This window comes from Amycolatopsis pretoriensis, assembly GCF_900107925.1.
In the GTDB taxonomy this organism is placed as follows: domain Bacteria; phylum Actinomycetota; class Actinomycetes; order Mycobacteriales; family Pseudonocardiaceae; genus Amycolatopsis; species Amycolatopsis pretoriensis.
This window is the reverse complement of the sequence record NZ_FNUJ01000013.1, coordinates 136,545-151,277: the sequence shown is the minus strand read 5'-3', so window position 1 is coordinate 151,277 and position 14,733 is coordinate 136,545. Positions and strand designations below refer to the sequence as shown.

The following is a 14,733-nucleotide window of genomic DNA, read 5'->3' as shown; positions in this document are numbered from 1 at the left end:
CTCTAACTTCGGTCGGCATGACCGCACATGAGCAGCTCGTGGCCCGCCGGGGCCGTCGATCCGGCATCACCACCCTGGTCGCGATCCATTCGACCGCGCTCGGTCCCGCCGTCGGCGGCTGCCGCTTCAAGCCGTACGCCACGCTCGAAGACGCCGTCGGCGACGTACTCCGCCTGTCGGAAGCGATGACGGCCAAGTGCGCCGTCGCGGGGCTCGCGTTCGGCGGCGGCAAGAGCGTCATCGCGGCGGAGCCCGGGCGCGTCCTGTCCCCGGCCGAGCGCCGGGACGTCCTGCTCGACCACGCCGACCTCGTCGCCGACTTCGGCGGCACCTACCTGGCCGGCCCGGACGTGGGCACCGGCCCGGCCGACATGCTGGTGCTGCGCGAGGTGTCGGCGTTCGCGTTCTGCACGCCCGAGGCCGCGGGCGGAACCGGTTCCTCCAGCGGCCCGACGGCGGTCGGCGTGCTCGCCGCGCTCCGGGCAGCGACCGGCGGAGCGGACCTGACCGGGCGACGGGTGGTGATCAGCGGTTACGGCTCGGTCGGCGCCCACCTCGCGGCGAGCCTCCAGGCGGCCGGCGCGGACGTCGTCGTCTCCGACGTCGACCCGGCCAAGCGCGCCGAGGCCGAAAAGAGCGGCTTGACCTGGGCCGAACCGGAGAAAGCGCTCACGCTGACGGCGGACGTCGTGATCCCGGCCGCCGTCGGCGGCGTGCTCAGTCCCGAGACGGTGGCCCGGCTCGACACACCGCTGGTCGTCGGCCCGGCGAACAACCAGCTCACCGACGACGCCGTCGCGGACGAACTCGCGGCGCGCGGCATCCTGTGGGTCCCGGACTACGTGGCGAGCGCGGGCGGGATCCTGTACACCCTTTCGCGCGAAGCCGAGGGCTTGGACCATGAGGCCGCGCTCGCCCGCGTCGAGACGATCGGGCAGACGGTCACGGACCTCCTGAGCGCGGCGAAGGCCAACGCGACCACCCCGCTGCACGAGGCGGCCGCGCTGGCCGAGCGCCGGCTCACTTCTGGTGCGGAGCCACGTACTCCTTGGCCTCCGGTGCCTCGAACAGCGGCTTGACGTACTTGACGCCGCCCTCGGCCGAGGCGTCCGGGGTGGCCGCGTACACCTGGCGCGTCGCCGGCGTTCCCGGCTTCGAGAAGTCGAGCGCCGCGACCAGGTTGTCCGTGTTCGCCGACGTCGTCTGCTTCAACGCCGCCGAGATGCCGTCGCGCGTGAGGTCCTTGTTGTCGCACGCCTTCTTCAGCACCGCGCCCCAGACCTCGCCCACCGCGTAGCCGTAGGGGACACCGCCGTTCGGGGTTTCCTTGTACGCGGCCTTGAACTTCGCCGCGACGTCCTTGGCCTTCGGCAGGTCGGCCGAGAACGGCACGCTGCTCGCGACGATCGTGAGCTTGTCCAGCGCGCCCGCGGCCGGGCTCTTCAGCAGCACCGGGTCGAACGTCGGGTTGTTGCCCAGCACCGGCACGTTCAGCCCGAGCGCCTTGTTCGCCGCGACCGCCGACCCGGTCTGGGCGGGCGTGGTGGTCAGCGCGATCAGCTTGACCCCGGCGCCCTTGAGCCCGGTGACGACGTTCGTGAGGTCGCTGTCGGTCGAGGTGATCTTCACTTCCTTGACCGTCAGGTTGTGCTTCTTCGCGTAGAACTGCGAGCCGCGCAGGCCGTTCTTGCCGTACTCGCCGTCGATGTACACGTGCCCGATCGTGTCGCCGTCCTTCAGCAGCCCCTGCTCCTGCAGGTACGAGAGGCCGTCGATGATCTCCAGGTCGTAGGTGGTGCCGACGATCATCACGTACGGGTTGTCGAGCAGCTCCGACGACCACGACGCGGGCGCGGCGACCGCCTTGTCGGACGCCAGGTTCTGCTTCAGCGCGGCCACCACCGGCGAGCCGAGCAGCTGCACGAACCCGAGCACCTTCGGCTCGATCTGCGGGTACAGCGTCTTCGCCGTGTCGGCCTTGTAGCCGTGGTCGACCTCTTCGAGCTTGACCTGGCGGCCGCAGACGCCGCCGGCGGCGTTGAAGTCCTTGGCCCACAGCTCGTTGCCCTGCGTGACGCCGAGGCCGAGGTTCTTGAAGACGCCGGACTTGTCGGTCATCACGCCGAGCGTCACCTCGCCCGCCGTGACCCCCTTGCCGGTCTTGACGCCGGAGCTGTCCGAGCCCGACGAGCCCGAGTCGCCCGCTTTCGTGCTGCACGCGGAGAGGGCGAGGACGGCCGCCAGCGCCGCCGCCAGGTGTGTGCGTTTCATGGTTCCTCCGGGGGTTGACGGCGGGAACGGGTGAGCCGGCGGCCGATCGCGGCGAGCCCGCCCGGCTCGAACAGCACGACGAGGATGATCGCGGCGCCGTAGACGAACGAGCTGACCAGGATCGGGGTCAGCGCGCCGTCGCCGGTGCCGGCGAACCAGCCGAGATCGGCCGAATACAGGGCGAGCACCTGCGGCAGCCCGTTGACGATCAGCGCGCCGACCAGCGCGCCGGACACCGAGCCGAGGCCGCCGATGATGACCATCGCGAGGTAGGCGATGGACACGTTGATGCCGTACGTGCCGTATTCGCTCTCGTCCGGCTTGAGGATGTCGAACCACAGCACGGTCATCGCGCCGGCGAGGCCGCCGTAGGCCGACGAAACGGCGAAGGCACCCGCCTTCGCGCGCAGCACGCTCACGCCCATCACGGCGGCCGCGGCCTCGTTGTCGCGCACCGCCCGCCACGAGCGCCCGACGCGGCCGCGGACGGCACCGCGCGCGATCACGAACGCCAGCACGGTCAGCAGCAGGAACAGGTACCACGTCCGTTCGGCCTGCCGGATGGGCACGCCGAGCAGCGTGATTTCGGGGCCGTCGTTGGTGAACGGGAAGCCGAACAGCGAGAACGGCGTCGGCGCGCGCCCGGTCGACGTCCCGCCGGTCAGCTCTTCGGCGGACTGTCCGAAGTAGAGCCCGAGAAACACCAGGGCCAGCGAGGCGACGCCGAGGTAGATCCCGCGCAGCCGGCCGGCGACGGGTGCGAAGGCCAGGCCCAGCAGGGCCGCGACGACGACCGCGCCGACCAGCGACAGGCCGGGATCGAGGCCGAAGCCGACCACGCGGTCGTCGCCGGTCGGCCCGGACAGCACGGTGTAGGCCGTGGCCCCCGCGAGCAGGAAGAACGCGTGGGCCAGGGAGAGCTGCCCGGCCTGCCCGACCACCAGCGTCAGCCCGATCGCGCCGACCCCGCCGATCATCATGTACTGCCCGGCCTTCAGCCAGGCGGCGTCGAGGTAGAGCGGCAGGGCGAGCAACACGATCAGCAGGGCGAGCCAGGCCGCGGTGCGCACGAGCTTGCCCCAGTCGCGGCGCGGCGGTGGGGTCGCGGCAACGGTCGGTGGGGTGTCCACTTCGGACACGGCACTGTCAGACACGCGTTCGCTCCCTCGTGCCGAACAACCCCGAGGGCCGCACCACCAGGACCACCAGCATCACCAGGAACACCGCGCTCTTCGAGAAGTCGAACGACACGTACTGCGCGGACAGCGCTTCCACGATCCCGACGACCAGGCCGCCGACCACCGCGCCCGCCGTCGAGTCGAGGCCACCGAGGATCGCCGCCGGGAACGCGGCCAGCGCGATCGAGTGCGTCCCGCGCGAAAGGCCGGCGCCGGAGAAGTCCTGCGTCGCGATGAACAGCACGGCGACCCCGGCCAGCAGCCCGGCGACCAGCCACGCGGTCGCGGTGACGCGGGAACTGCGGATGCCCATCAGCGCGGCGGCCTCGCGGTTCTCCGCCTGCGCGCGCATGGCCACGCCCCAGTTCGAGTACTTGAAGGCCAGCCAGAACGCCGTGATGAGCACCGCGGCGACGACGAGCGCGACCAGGTGCGTGCGGAACAGCGTGATCCCGCCGAGCCGGAACGGCTTCGCGTCCCAGGCGTCGCCGAGGAACGGCAGCGTGACGCCGAGGCGGCGCACGATCTCCTCGGTGACGATCACGTCGACGCCGATGGTGAGCAGCGCCAGGCTGTTCGCGTCGGCGTGCCGGGAGCGCGAGAGCAGCAGCCGCTCGACGACCAGGCCGAGCACCCCGGCCGAGACGATGCCGACCAGGGACGCGCCCACCCAGCCCAGCGCGTCCCGCGTCACGACGACGAGGTAGCCGCCGAAGAGCACGAGTGAGCCGTGTGCGAAGTTGACCACTTCGGTGGCCTTGAAGATGATCACGAAACCCAGTGCGAGCAGGGCGAACACCGCGCCCTTGCCGAGGCCGTTGACCGTGAGCTGCAGGAAAGTGTTCACGCCGCCTCCGTGCCCAGGTAGGCCTTGATGACGTCCGGGTCGGCCTGCACCTGCGCCGGGGTGCCGTCGGCGATGCGGCGGCCGAAGTCGAGCACCGTGACGCGGTCGGCGATGCCCATCACCAGGCCCATGTCGTGTTCCACGAGCAGGATCGAGATGCCGAGCTCGGCGCGGATTCCGCTGATCGTGCCGGCCAGCTCGGCGGTCTCGGCCGCGTTCATCCCGGCCGCGGGCTCGTCGAGCAGGAGCAGCACCGGTTCGACGGCGAGCGCGCGGGCCAGGTCGACGCGCTTGACGACGCCGTACGGCAGCGCGCCGACCGGTGCGTCGACGACCGCGCCGAGGCCGAGGAACGCGCAGATCTCGCGGGCCCGTTCGGCGTGCCGGCGTTCGGCGCGGACCGTCCACGGCAGCCGCAGCCCGACCTCGAGGAAGCCGCCGCGGGTGAGCGCGTGCCGGCCGAGCATGACGTTGTCGAGCACGGTCGAGCCGGCCGACAGCGCGGCGTTCTGGAACGACCGCCCGACGCCGAGCCGGGCGAGCTTGTGCGGCGCGAGCCCGGTGAGGTCGGTGTCCCCGAGCCGCACGCGGCCCGCGTTCGCCCGGTAGAGGCCGCTGATCACGTTGAAGCAGCTGGACTTCCCGGCGCCGTTGGGCCCGATCAGTGCGTGCAGCGACCCGGGCTCGACGGTGAAGCTCACCTCGTCGAGGGCGCGGATCCCGCCGAATTGCAGGGAAACGTCCTCGACGCGTAGTTCCGGCGGCGTCATCCGGCCCACCTCGACAGCGTCCGGCCGGCCAGCTGCTCGCGCGCCCGCTCGGCTTCGGCGTCGGCGGTCTCCTGCGACTCGGCGTGCCCGCCGAGGTAGAGCCGCCGGACGTCCTGGCTGGCGGACAGCTCGGCGGCCGTCCCGGCCAGTGCCACCCGGCCGACCTCCAGCACCACCGCGTGGTCGGCGACGTTCAGCGCCATCACCGCGTTCTGCTCGACCAGCACCACGGCGGTGCCCTGCTCGTGGATCTCGCGGATGGTCCGGCCGATCTGCTCGACGATCTTCGGCGCCAGGCCCAGCGACGGCTCGTCGAGCAGCAGCAGCTTCGGCGCGGACATCAGCGCCCGGCCGATCGCGAGCATCTGCTGCTCGCCGCCGGACAGCAGGCCGGCGCGCTGCTTGGCACGCTCGGTGAGCACGGGGAACAGCGTGTCGACGCGCTCGCGGGCTTCGGTCCGTTCGGCGGCGGTGCGGGCGCCGATGCCGCCGGCCCGCAGGTTCTCCTCGACGGTCATCCGCGCGAAGACCTGCCGTCCCTCGGGCACGCCGACGACGCCGAGCCGGACGATCCGGGCCGGGTCGAGCTTGCCGAGCGCGTGGCCGTCGTAGCGGATCTCGCCGGCGTCGACGGCACCCCGGTGCATCCGGAGCGTGCCCGACACGGCTCGCAGCAGGGTCGACTTCCCGGCGCCGTTGCTGCCGAGCACGGCGAGGACGCCGTCGGCGGAGACGTCGAGGTCGACACCGTGCAGGGCGGGTGTCGACCGGCCGTAACGCACCCGCAGGCCACGCACGGTCAGCACGAACTCACTCCTGGCCGCAAGGTGCCTCCTCCACTCGTGTGACGTGAGTCACTGTCGGTGGCGGTCATCCTGCGGTGGGGCCGGGCTCCCCGATACCCCCACGTGGAGAGGTAGGCGGCTACGAAACGGTCAAGGTGGGGTCACTCCCGGCCCTCGGGGCGGTAGTCACTGACGCCGTAGAAGCCGACCACGGCGCGGGCCATCCGGTCGAGCACCAGTGCCTCCGGCACCGAAGCCGCGACCAGCGGAGCGAGGAGCCGCTGACACCGGCCGGCCGCCGTGTGCGCCAGCCCGAGCGCCTCGTCCGGCGTGATCCCCAGCAGCCGGAAGTCGAGCGCGGTCGGCTCCGAAGTCTCGCGCTGGGCGCTGCGGAAGTCGTTCGCCCACCGCGTCGCCACCTGGGCCTCCCACAGCGCGGGCATGAGGACGTCCGCGTGGTCGAGCAGGGCGGTGCCGCCCATCGACAGCCAGTACGTGAAGTAGGCGATCCTGACTTCGGCGTTGTCACAGTTCGCGATGTACTCCGCGATCGTGGGGGCCGGGCCGCCGTCGTCCACCCGCTGCCGGAGGAGCCGTTCGGCGCGCATGGCCGCCAGCGTCTCCAGCAGGAGGTCCCGCCAGCGTGAACCCAGCCGCGGCCACAGCGGTGACGCGCGCAGCTCGGCCCGGATGTCCCGCAGGCAGCGGCCGAAGGCGTCTTCGGGCTCGCGACCGTCGAGCACGCGCCGGCAGCGCTCGACGAGCTCGTCGAGGGCGGCCTGCGTCGCCGCGCCCTCCGCGTGGTTGTCGAGCGCGAACAGCCAAGCCGCCATGCGGTTGTGCAGCCGCAGGTCATCGGCGCTTTGCCAGGGCGCGTGGAAGACGTGCATCAGGCAGAGCGGTTCGAGCAACGAGCCGGGCAGCAGGTCTCCGTAGCCCGCGGCCCACTTCCGCAGTTCGCCGTGCGTCCGCAGGAACCGCGCGGCCAGCCCGACGTAGACCTCCGGTGACGGTGCCCCGGAGAGGTCGATCGCGGCCGCCGTCATCGCGCGGCCTCGCGCAGGGCGGCCAGCACGTCCGCGGGGGTGGTGAACTCGCCGAGACGGACCGGTTTGCGGTCGCCGTGGAAGTCGCTGGAGCCGGTGGTGAGCAGGCCGATCCCGGCGGCGACCTCCCGGAGCCGCCGCGCGATCTCGGGCGGCTGTTCCGGGTGCTCGGCTTCGATCCCGGTGAGACCCGCCCGGGCCAGCTCGGCCAGCTGCGTGTCGGACACCTCGGCGCGGCGCTTCGATGACCGCGGGTGGGCCAGCACCGTCGCGCCCCCGGCCGCGCGGACCAGCGCGATCGCGTCCACAGTGGACAGTACGTGCTTCGGGACGTCGGCGCGGCCGCCGTCGCCGAGCCAGTCGTCGGTGAAGGCCCCGCGCGTGTCGGCGACCACGCCCGCCGCGACGAGGGCCGCCGCGACGTGCGGACGGCCGAGCGGCGCGCCCGCCGCGATCGCCTGGACCTGGTCGAGGGTGATCGGCGCGCCCAGCTCCCGGCAGCGTTCGACCATTCGGACCGCGCGGCGGGCGCGGTCGGTGCGGATCAGCTCCAGCTCAGCGGCGAGGGGCGCCGAGCCGGGGTCGGGGAAGTAGCCGAGCAGGTGGACCTCGGCGTCGTCGAGCCGGCAGGAGATCTCGACGCCGGGCACCAGCTCGATCCCGGCCTCCGCGGCGGCGCGGCCGGCCTCGGCCAGTCCGGCGAAGGTGTCGTGGTCGGTGAGGGCGACCACCTCGAGACCGGCTTTCGCCGCCAGCAGCGGGATCTCCGCGGGCGAGGTCGTCCCGTCCGAGGCGGTGCTGTGCGCGTGCAGGTCGATCGTCATGCGGCTTCCCTCCCGATCCGCCGCCGCCAGGCGGTGTGGACCAGTTCGGCGGCCTGCTCGGCGGTCACCGGCGGGCGGTTGTCGATCACGAGGTCCGGCCACCGCGGCAGCTCGGGCTCGATCCCGGCGCCGACGACCTCGTCGGCGCTGCGGTAGAGCGCCGCGCGCCCGGCTCGCGTGCGCAGCTCGGGCACGGGCACCCGCAGCCACACCTCGAGGTAGCCGGGCACGTGGGCCCGGTTCCACGCGTGGACCTCGTGGAACAGCGAAATCGTCGCACAGATCACCAAGTGCCCCCGCGCGGCGAAGCCGGCGGCCAACTGGGCGTAGAACCGGGCCAGGCGCAGCCGGTCCGCCCGGGTGTATCCGGGCCGGAACGGCAGCATCGCCCGGATCTCGTCGCCGTCGAGCCGCACCGGGATGATCCCGTCGTCCCGCAGCCGCGCGTCGAGCAGCTCCGCGACGGTGCTCTTGCCCGCCCCGGACAGCCCGGTCAGCCAGACGACACCGGGGCCGCTCACGTCCGCTCCCGGCGGTCCAGCTCGGCGAGCACCCCGAGCCCGGCCGCGATGTCGGCCGGCTGGTCGAACTCCCACCACGGTCCGCGCACCGGGGTCGTTCCGATCGCCGTGGCGCGCTCGCGCAGCAGGAACCGCAGCAAGCCGGTGAGGTCGGCGCCGTGCACCGCGACCTCGGTGCGGACGACCTCGCGGACCAGGGCCCAAGCCGGTGGGGTGAACTTGAGCAGCCCGACGTACTGGCCTTCGACCTCGGTCACGGACTCCGGGCGGCCGCCGATCTCGGTCAGCAGGCCCGCCTCGCCGAGCCGGAACGTCTCGGCGTCGTCGAGCGGCTCGGCGAACCGGCGCTCCCACACCGCCCGCCAGCCGGGGTCGTAGGCGATCGCGAGCTCGTGCGGGCAGGCGATCAGCGCGTGGACCGTCTCCGCCGAGTACACGATGTCGCCGTAGCTCACGACGACCGGGCCCGCGCGCAGCCACGGATCCGCGGCCAGCAAGGACTCCACCTGCGTCGTCTCCGCCCAGCGGTCGTTGCGGAACACCGTCAGCGGGTGGGCGTCGAACCGCTCGGCGTGCCAGCCCGCGACGACCGCGACGTCCGGTGCGCCGCCGGCGCGCAGGGCGGCGAGCTGCCGGTCGAGCAAGCTGCGGCCGGCGAGCTCGACCAGGCACTTGGGCCGGTCGTCGGTGGCGGTGCCCAGCCGCTTGCCGCGTCCGGCGGCCAGGATCACCGCGCGCACGGCGTGCTCCCGAACAGCCGCCGCACCAGCCGCACGTCCTCGGGCGAGGGCGGCTCTTCGCGTTCCGGGTGCCACATGATGCCGGTGATCGCCGCCCGCTCGTGCTCGAACGCTTCGACGACCGGCCCGCAGGTCGCGGTGACCCGCAGCGGCGGAGACACGGACAAGGCCGCGCGCCGGTGGTAGCTGTTGACCGGCCGGCCGTCGGACAGCACGTGCCGCACGGCGACGTGGCCGTCGACCGCCACCAGCTCCGCGCCGTGCGCGTCCAGCAGGAGCTGCGCACCCCGGCAGACCCCGAGGACCGGCAGCCTCGCGGCGCTCGCCCAGCCCAGCAGGGCCCGCTCGGTCTCGTCGCGGTCGGGGGTCGGACCGCCGTGGCGTCCGAGGTCGTCGCCGCCGGTCAGCACGAGGCCGCGCAGGCCCAGTGCTTCGGCGGTGCGGACGGCGACTCCGGCGAGGTTCGGCAGCGGGACTCCGACCAGGCCGCACACCTCGAGGAACGGGAACCACCTGCGGTCCAGCCCGAAGCGGCGTTCCCCGAACTCCGTCGGGGGCAGGCTGCGCTGGCTGATCCCGACGGGGACCGCGGCCGTCACGGGATCACCGCCACGTGCCGGTTCGCGGCGTCGAGGTCGAGCGCGGTCGCGGCCGACCACCGCCGGAACAACTGCTCGCCGACTCCGATCACGGCGGGGACGCCGAGCTCGATCGCCCGGATCGCCATGTGTGAGTTGACCCCGCCGTAGGCCGTGACGAGGCCGGCGATCCCGCGCGCGAACAGCCAGTCGTAGCCGGGGTCGGCGCTGCTGACGAGGGCGATCGCGCCGTCCGGCCGGTCACCCGCGTCGACGTCGGCGACCTTCGCCCGCACCCGGGCCTGCGTCACGTAGCTCGGCTGCGCCGACGAAAGCGTGAAGCTGCGGACGTCGGCCGGGCCGCCGAGGAGCGGGGGCAGCGTTACGCGGCGGGTCACCTCGTACCGCAGCCGGCCCTGCTCGATCGCGGCCGCCAGTGCCGCGCGGTCGCGCCCGGCGTCCCCGGTCAGCTCGCCGAGTACCCCGATCTCCGCGAAAGACAGGTCGTCGGCGGAAAAGCCGTGCCGCTCGCCCAGCCGGCGCAGGTCGACCAGCACGTCCGACAGCACGCGACTGAACTCGAACTTGGCCAGCTCCCGGCCGCGGATGCCGCTGCCGACGAACTCCAGCAGCCGCCGCGGCCCCGCGGTCAGACCGGCCCGGTCGAGCAGCGCGCCGATCCGGCCGAGCTGGGCCCGGCTCGGGGTGAACGTCGCGGGCGGCTCCTCGGCCCGGCGCGCCGACCAGTCGAAGTAGTGCGCCGGATCCTCGTCGTAGCGAAGCGAACGGATGTCGTAGGTGCCCGGGCGCAGGTGTCCGTAGCGGGCGAGGAAGTCCGTGGGGGCGAGGGTCGCGAAGTCCCGGTTCAGCTTGCCGGTCACCAGGCCGAGGCCGCCGATGAACCGCGCCTTTTCGTCCTCGGTGAACACGCCTTCGGCCACGAGGTCGTCGAGCAGCTCGTTGCCGATGAACGCCGCCCTGGCCAGCCCGGCGAACGGCAGGGTGCCGTGCTCCGCGCAGTGGCCGAGGCGGGCGAGCAGCCCGGCCGGCCCGCCGGAACGCAGACCGGCGACCCGGCGCAGCTCGTCTGTCCACAAGGGACTTTTGAGCAGCTCGTCGGTGTGCCGCCGCAGCACGGTTTCCAGGAGGCGGACCTCTTCGGGTGCGAAGCCGCGCAACCCGGCCAACCGTCCGGGCGCGCGCAATCCCAGTGACGAGACCACGATCCGCGATTCGAGCTTGTCGTGCAGCTCCGGCCGCTCCAGCAGCCGCGCCACCCACGCTTCGGTGAGCCGGGTGGCGAGCCCGTCCGGCACCCCGCGCGGGATCAGGGACGAGACGCTCGCCCGGACGTCGATGTAGGGCAGGCCGCAGAAACTCGCCAGGAGCGGGGTGCCGCGCAGGTCGCGGTAGCCGTAGCGGTGCCGGGCCCGCGCCCAGACCTGGTCGGTGATCAACCGGCGGTAGAGCGAAAGCGCCAGCGGCCGGGGCCGCAGGCCGATCATCTCGGCCGGGTTCCAGTCCGGCATGATCCCGTACGCGGTCCGCTCGCCCAGACCGGCGCCGGGGGCGGCGGTCACCGCCTCGACCGCGCGCTCGACCCGGTGCAGCAGGGCGTCGTGCGCCGGCTCCGGAACCGCGTCGGACACGCAGGCCAGCGGGCGCACCTGGAGCAGGACCAGGCGGCCGCCGGTGGCGACGGCGAACTCGACGTCCAGCCGCCGGTGCCCGGTGAGCCCGCGCAGTTCCGCCAGCAGTGCCAGCACTTCCGGCACCGGGCCGGGGCCGGTCGCGCCCGAGTACGCCGCGCCGTACCACGTTCGCACGTCGCCTTCGCGCCCGCCGGTCACGACGTCGGTGTCGGCTTCCTCGCTCCAGCTGATCACGGTGTAGGGCGCGCCGCTGGTCGTTTCGTGCGTGCACGCGACCCCGGACCGGACGACGTCGAGCAGCTCGGGCTGGATCAGCACCTCGTCGCCCGGGCGCGGGTCGCCGTAGGAGGCGAACACCTTCTCCACCGCGACTTCCAGCTCGTGCGCGCCGTGCACCCGGGTGAGCGTCAGGTACTGGCCGGCCCCGGACGCCGTCGCGGAGTCTTCGCCCAGCGCGCTGCTGCGCACGATCAGCGCGCCGTCGGCCCACGGGTGCGCGTACAGCCGGCGCAGGGCGTCCCGGCGGGACGCCTGCCAGGTGGCGTGGTCGACGAAGTCGAGCGGGAGGATCCCGGCCGTCCGGATCCGGCCGGTCAGCCGGGCCAGCGTGCGGGCCTTGGTGCCGAGGGGGATCGGGTCACCGCGCATCCCCGGCGTCCTCCCGCAGCTTCGCGACCCACATCCGGGTCGTGTACGGGACGCGGATCCGGTCGCCCGCGCGCTCGCGGACCAGCGCGGAGATGCCGTCGAGGACCTCCTCGAACTGCTCGCCCGCCTGGTCGCCGAGCGTCATGTGCGAGCTCCAGGCCGCGCACCAGGCCGCGCTGTCGAGCTCGTGCACGACCGTGCTCGCGATGTGCACCGGCTCGGTGAACAGCCCGCTGTCCACGATCACCCGGGTCGGGTCGTCGCGGCGCAGGCCGTAGCGGAAGCCCGGCACCTTGCTCGCGATCAGGTCCTGGATCGCCGCCTGCAGCGGGTCGTCGAAGTCGCGGTGGTTCCAGCAGCAGAGGAAGTGCCCGCCGGGACGCAGCAGCCGCGCGGTCTCCCGCAGCGCGGCCGGCTGGTCGGTCCGGTCGAACGAGCTGCCGAAGGTCACCAGCTCGTAGGCGTGGTCCGGGCGCCCGGTGCGTTCGCCGACACCCTCGGACCAGGAGACGGTGGGGTAGCCCGCGGTACGGCGCTGCCCGATCTCCCGCATGGCGGCCGTCGGCTCGACGGCGTCGACGCGGAGTCCGTGCTCCAGCAGGGGAATCGCCAGGTGCGCCGAACCCGAGCCGACGTCGCAGGCCGGGTCGCCCGGACGGACGCCGGTGACGCGGAGAGCGGCCTCGATCGCGCGCGGCGCGTAGTCCGGGCGCTGTTCGTACGTCGAGGCGTAGGCGGTGAAGTCGGCGTATTCGTACTCGACCTGAGTCATCGATCGGTTCCTTCCCAGCGGTACCCGAGCTCGGCGGCGACGGCCCGCAGCCCGGGATCGGCGAAATACGGTGCCATTTCCGGCGTGAACCACTCCTGCCACTCGTCGACCTTGCCGCGCCGCATCATGCGCAGGTCCGGAGCGTCCTTTTCGGACAGCGTGGCGACGGCCTTGTCCTCGTGCTTGCGCATGGCCTCGAACGACGAGCGCTCCACCGCCCGCGCGACGACCTCGGGCGCCACGTCCAGCTCGAGCGTGGCGAGCAACTCGGTGACGGCTTCGACCGGCCGCTGCTTGAGATCGGCGAAGTGCACGACGGCGAACCGCTTGAGCTCCGGCCGCGCGGCGAGCCAGCCGGCGTAGACGTCGGTCCACGCGCGGACCGGCGGCGAGCCGTTGAACCCGGTGCTCGCCAGGAAGTCCCGGAAGGTGCCCGGTTCGGCGAGCCCCTGACGGGCGGCGTACTTGCCGAGGAACTGGTAGAGCGAATGCACGGCGTCGCGCGGGTCGCGCACCAGCACGACCGCGCCGTGCAGGGCGCCGAGGTCGAAGCCGGCCGGCGGGACCTGGCAGCGGTAGAACCGGGCGCGGCCGTCGTCCGGCGTGGACCTCGTGCCGTCGTCGAGCGCGGCGTACCCCGACATGCGGGTCCGGATCGCCGCGAAGGCCGGGTCCGTGTCGATCGAACCGTCCTCGTGCAGGATGTTGAAGTACTGGTCCAGGTGCTGGAAGCCGAGCTCCAGGATCAGCGTGCCGAAGAGGGACGAGCCCGAGCCGGGCACCGTGGCGACCACGACGTCGCCGGCGCCCAGCAGGGCCGCGTTGCGTTCGTAGCGCCCGGCCAGCGCCCGGGTCTGTTCCGCGACGTCGCCGCGGGCTTCTTCGCTCACGATCCGGAGTCCTTTCCGAAGGTGACGGGCAGCTCCAGCAGCCCGTGCGTGCGGGTGGAGGGCCGCCACCGCGGCGGCGCGGCCGGGTCGGCCGGGGCGAGGCCGGGGAAGCGGGCCAGCAGCCGGTCGAGGGCGATGCGGGCCTCGAGCCGGGCCAGCGGCGCGCCGAGGCAGTGGTGGATCCCGTGGCCGAAGGCGAGGTGCCCGGGCCCGCGGGACGGCCGGAGCTCATCGGCGTGGTCGAACTGCTCCGGGTCCCGGTTGGCCGAAGCCAGCGACAGCAGCACCAGGTCACCGGGCGGGATCCGGACACCGCCGATCTCGACCGGGCCGAGCGCGAACCGCCGGGTGGCCAGCGCGGCGGGGACGCAGAACCGCAGCAGCTCCTCCACGAGCCCGGGCAGCCGGGCCGGGTCCGCGCGGACGGCCGCGCACAGCGCCGGCCGGCGCAGCAGTTCGAGCAGGCCGACGGAGATCAGCCCCATCGACGTCTCGTAGCCGGCGGCGAACAGGACGAACGTGAACGACGTCAGCTCGTCCTCGGACAGCCGGTCGCCGACGTCGCGGGCCTCGACGAGGGCCGAGAGCAGGTCGTCGCCGGGGTCCGCGCGCTTGCGCCGGATCAGGTCGCGGGTGTAGCCGTCGATGCCCGCCACCGCGGCCCGCAGCCGCCGTCCGCGGTCCGGCGCCGAGTCGACCAGGATGTGCGTCCACTCGCGGAACCGGCCCTGGTCCGCCGTGGGAACTCCGAGCAGGTCGCAGATGACGGTCATCGGCAGCGGCGCGGCGTAGGTGCTCACCAGGTCCGCGCCCGGCTGCCCGGCGAGCCCGTCGAGCAGCGCGTCGGCGGCGGTGCGGATCCCGGCGGCCAGACCGTCGACCCGGCGCGCGGTGAAGGCCTGGCCCACGAGCCGGCGCAGCCGCGCGTGGTCGGGCGGGTCGGTGTTGAGCAGGTGCCGCGCCAGCGCCGGGGGCAGCGCCGAGCCGCGGTAACCCGCCCGGGCGTTCGCGTTGTCCAGGGACAGGGCGGGGTCGGTGAGCGCCGCCCGGACGTCGGCGTACCGCGTGACGAGCCAGGCGGGTTCCCCCTCCGGGGTGACGACCCGGTGCACCGGACCGGCTTCCCGCAGCTGCGCGGACACGCCGAACAGGTCGTCGACGTAGCTCTTGTCCAGCGCGGTGGCGGTGGTGAGGTCTTCCGTGGTCATGGC

At 73.4% G+C, this 14,733-nt stretch carries 15 protein-coding genes; 1 reads left to right on the top strand and 14 read right to left on the bottom strand.

Annotated elements, in window-relative coordinates; translation table 11 throughout:
- The first annotated feature begins 17 nt into the window (after window positions 1-17).
- On the top strand, window positions 18-1,079 hold the full coding sequence (locus BLV96_RS42890; protein ID WP_086678364.1) for a Glu/Leu/Phe/Val dehydrogenase dimerization domain-containing protein: 1,062 nt from the start codon (window positions 18-20) through the stop codon (window positions 1,077-1,079).
- Here BLV96_RS42890 and BLV96_RS42885 read toward each other — a convergent pair.
- The 14 genes from BLV96_RS42885 to BLV96_RS42820 all read right to left on the bottom strand — a co-directional run bounded on the left by BLV96_RS42885 (window position 1,021) and on the right by BLV96_RS42820 (window position 14,730).
- Complete coding sequence (locus tag BLV96_RS42885) at window positions 1,021-2,271, bottom strand: ABC transporter substrate-binding protein (protein WP_086678365.1); 1,251 nt, start codon at window positions 2,269-2,271, stop codon at window positions 1,021-1,023. The genes BLV96_RS42890 and BLV96_RS42885 overlap by 59 nt on opposite strands.
- Window positions 2,268-3,410 (bottom strand): branched-chain amino acid ABC transporter permease, encoded by a 1,143-nt coding sequence (locus BLV96_RS42880; protein ID WP_086678366.1) that lies wholly within the window; start codon window positions 3,408-3,410, stop codon window positions 2,268-2,270. The genes BLV96_RS42885 and BLV96_RS42880 overlap by 4 nt, the downstream gene beginning before the upstream one ends.
- 7 nt (window positions 3,411-3,417) lie before the next feature.
- Window positions 3,418-4,296, bottom strand: coding sequence for a branched-chain amino acid ABC transporter permease (locus BLV96_RS42875; RefSeq protein WP_086678367.1), 879 nt, complete (start codon window positions 4,294-4,296; stop codon window positions 3,418-3,420).
- Complete coding sequence (locus BLV96_RS42870; RefSeq protein ID WP_208608482.1) at window positions 4,293-5,066, bottom strand: ABC transporter ATP-binding protein; 774 nt, start codon at window positions 5,064-5,066, stop codon at window positions 4,293-4,295. The genes BLV96_RS42875 and BLV96_RS42870 overlap by 4 nt, the downstream gene beginning before the upstream one ends.
- A complete protein-coding gene (locus BLV96_RS42865; protein ID WP_086678369.1) occupies window positions 5,063-5,872 on the bottom strand; it encodes an ABC transporter ATP-binding protein in 810 nt (269 codons plus the stop codon). Before BLV96_RS42865 ends, BLV96_RS42870 begins: the two co-directional genes overlap by 4 nt.
- 140 nt (window positions 5,873-6,012) lie before the next feature.
- Entirely contained in the window at window positions 6,013-6,897 is an 885-nt protein-coding gene (locus BLV96_RS42860; RefSeq protein WP_086678370.1) for a terpene synthase family protein, read from the bottom strand.
- Window positions 6,894-7,721 carry a PHP domain-containing protein gene (locus tag BLV96_RS42855; protein WP_086678371.1) on the bottom strand — a complete coding sequence of 276 codons (828 nt, stop codon included), beginning with the start codon at window positions 7,719-7,721 and terminating at the stop codon, window positions 6,894-6,896. The genes BLV96_RS42860 and BLV96_RS42855 overlap by 4 nt, the downstream gene beginning before the upstream one ends.
- The gene (locus BLV96_RS42850) at window positions 7,718-8,242 is read right to left on the bottom strand and encodes an adenylyl-sulfate kinase (protein WP_143051112.1); all 525 of its coding nucleotides are present in this window, start codon (window positions 8,240-8,242) and stop codon (window positions 7,718-7,720) included. Before BLV96_RS42850 ends, BLV96_RS42855 begins: the two co-directional genes overlap by 4 nt.
- Window positions 8,239-8,982, bottom strand: coding sequence for a phosphocholine cytidylyltransferase family protein (locus tag BLV96_RS42845; RefSeq protein ID WP_086678372.1), 744 nt, complete (start codon window positions 8,980-8,982; stop codon window positions 8,239-8,241). Before BLV96_RS42845 ends, BLV96_RS42850 begins: the two co-directional genes overlap by 4 nt.
- Window positions 8,970-9,581, bottom strand: a complete 612-nt coding sequence (locus BLV96_RS42840) for a gamma-glutamyl-gamma-aminobutyrate hydrolase family protein (RefSeq protein ID WP_158104173.1) — start codon at window positions 9,579-9,581, stop codon at window positions 8,970-8,972. Before BLV96_RS42840 ends, BLV96_RS42845 begins: the two co-directional genes overlap by 13 nt.
- On the bottom strand, window positions 9,578-11,860 hold the full coding sequence (locus tag BLV96_RS42835) for a PEP/pyruvate-binding domain-containing protein (protein ID WP_086678374.1): 2,283 nt from the start codon (window positions 11,858-11,860) through the stop codon (window positions 9,578-9,580). The genes BLV96_RS42840 and BLV96_RS42835 overlap by 4 nt, the downstream gene beginning before the upstream one ends.
- Entirely contained in the window at window positions 11,850-12,632 is a 783-nt protein-coding gene (locus BLV96_RS42830; RefSeq protein WP_086678375.1) for a class I SAM-dependent methyltransferase, read from the bottom strand. Before BLV96_RS42830 ends, BLV96_RS42835 begins: the two co-directional genes overlap by 11 nt.
- On the bottom strand, window positions 12,629-13,522 hold the full coding sequence (locus BLV96_RS42825; protein WP_086678376.1) for a sulfotransferase domain-containing protein: 894 nt from the start codon (window positions 13,520-13,522) through the stop codon (window positions 12,629-12,631). Before BLV96_RS42825 ends, BLV96_RS42830 begins: the two co-directional genes overlap by 4 nt.
- Entirely contained in the window at window positions 13,519-14,730 is a 1,212-nt protein-coding gene (locus BLV96_RS42820) for a cytochrome P450 family protein (RefSeq protein ID WP_086678377.1), read from the bottom strand. The genes BLV96_RS42825 and BLV96_RS42820 overlap by 4 nt, the downstream gene beginning before the upstream one ends.
- Between the last annotated feature and the right edge of the window lie 3 nt (window positions 14,731-14,733).